General features: G+C 33.8%; 3 protein-coding genes. All 3 read right to left on the bottom strand.

The window, feature by feature from the left end:
* Positions 1 to 32 precede the first annotated feature (32 nt).
* Positions 33 to 266 (bottom strand): type II toxin-antitoxin system BrnA family antitoxin, encoded by a 234-nt coding sequence (gene brnA / locus ACIR131C_RS0118020; RefSeq protein WP_028091316.1) that lies wholly within the window; start codon positions 264 to 266, stop codon positions 33 to 35.
* Positions 256 to 519: a BrnT family toxin gene (locus ACIR131C_RS0118025; RefSeq protein WP_028091317.1), complete on the bottom strand. Its 264-nt coding sequence runs from the start codon at positions 517 to 519 to the stop codon at positions 256 to 258. The genes brnA and ACIR131C_RS0118025 overlap by 11 nt, the downstream gene beginning before the upstream one ends.
* Before the next feature lie 103 nt (positions 520 to 622).
* Positions 623 to 1406, bottom strand: a 784-nt coding sequence (locus ACIR131C_RS23265; protein WP_155963184.1) for a tetratricopeptide repeat protein, incomplete at its 5' end; no start/stop codon positions are given.

Here is a 1406-nt window from a genome sequence, read left to right on the forward strand (position 1 = left end):
AATTAAATATCAGCTTGATTGGCAGGGAATAACTAATTGGTAATCACTTTTTTATCCAGACGTTCAGCAAGCCACAATTTAATAATAGAATCAGAAGTCACGCCTAAACGTTTTGCTTCCTGTTCTAAAGCTTCTATCATCCAAACAGGAAAATCAATATTAACTCTTTTTTGTGTATACCTTGGATGATGGACTTGAGATAAGTCTAAAAACTCAGTAATATCTTCACCATTGTCAAATTTAGTATCAAATTCTTCAGCTTTCATAAATATTTACCTCTTCAGTACGAGAACGACGAACAGAAATAATTCTTATTTTATCACTACGATAGGTAATAACTGCTGACCAATGTTTATCAGCTATCTTGCCAATAACTAAAAATCTGGGTTCATCGGTTGTGTTTGCGGTTACTTCTACTAGATGCGTATCTCTCCAAAGTTTTTGTGCTTCAATAAAATCAATGTTATGTTTAGTTTTATTTGTTGCACTTTTGTTTGCATCAAATTCAAATTCCATCATTATTTTTGCATCTTTGTGTTTTGATTTTAATAAACTATGTTATCTATTAAGTGTTATTTGCCATTAATTGTTATTTTTGCTAATCCTTTACAAGCATAATTTACTAATTTAAACGCCCCAATTGCCTTAATAAATCATTGCGATTATTGATATAAAGTTGATCATCTGGTTGAATGCTAATTGCCTTTTCATAACATTTTAGTGCTTCTTCATATCTTTGTAAATTCTCTAGGCACAAACCCCGGTTATTCCAAGCATAATCATAGTCAGATTTAATAGCAATGGCTTTATCGTAAGATGCGATCGCTTCTTCATATTTTTCTAATTCATTTAGGCAGTTACCCCGGCTATACCAAGCATCATGATAGTCAGGTTTAATAGCAATAGCTTTATCGTAACATGAAATAGATTTTTCATACCCTTCTAATTCATGTAGTGCTGAACCCATGTAATGCCAAGCTTCATAGTAGTCAGGATTGATGGCAATTGCTTTACCAAAAGATGCGATCGCTTCTCCATAAATTTGTAACTTACATAGGAGAAGACCTCTGTAACACCAAGCTTCATAGCAGTCAGGGTTGATGGCAATTGCTTTATCAAAAGATGCGATCGCTTCTCTGTCAATTTGGAACTTATATAGGAGAAGACCTCTGTTATACCAAACTTCATGATCGTCAGGTTTAATAGCAATAGCTGTATCAAAAGATGCGATCGCTTCTTCGTATTTTTCTAATTCATATAGGGAATTACCCCGGTTATTCCAAGCTAGATGATAGTCGGGTTCAATAGTAATAGCTTTATCGTAAGATGCGATCGCTTCTTCATATTTTTCTAATTCATGTAGGGAATTACCCCGGTTATTCCAAACTTCATTATCATCAGGTTCA

It is taken from the genome of Dolichospermum circinale AWQC131C (genome assembly GCF_000426905.1).
Taxonomy (GTDB): Bacteria; Cyanobacteriota; Cyanobacteriia; order Cyanobacteriales; family Nostocaceae; genus Dolichospermum; species Dolichospermum circinale.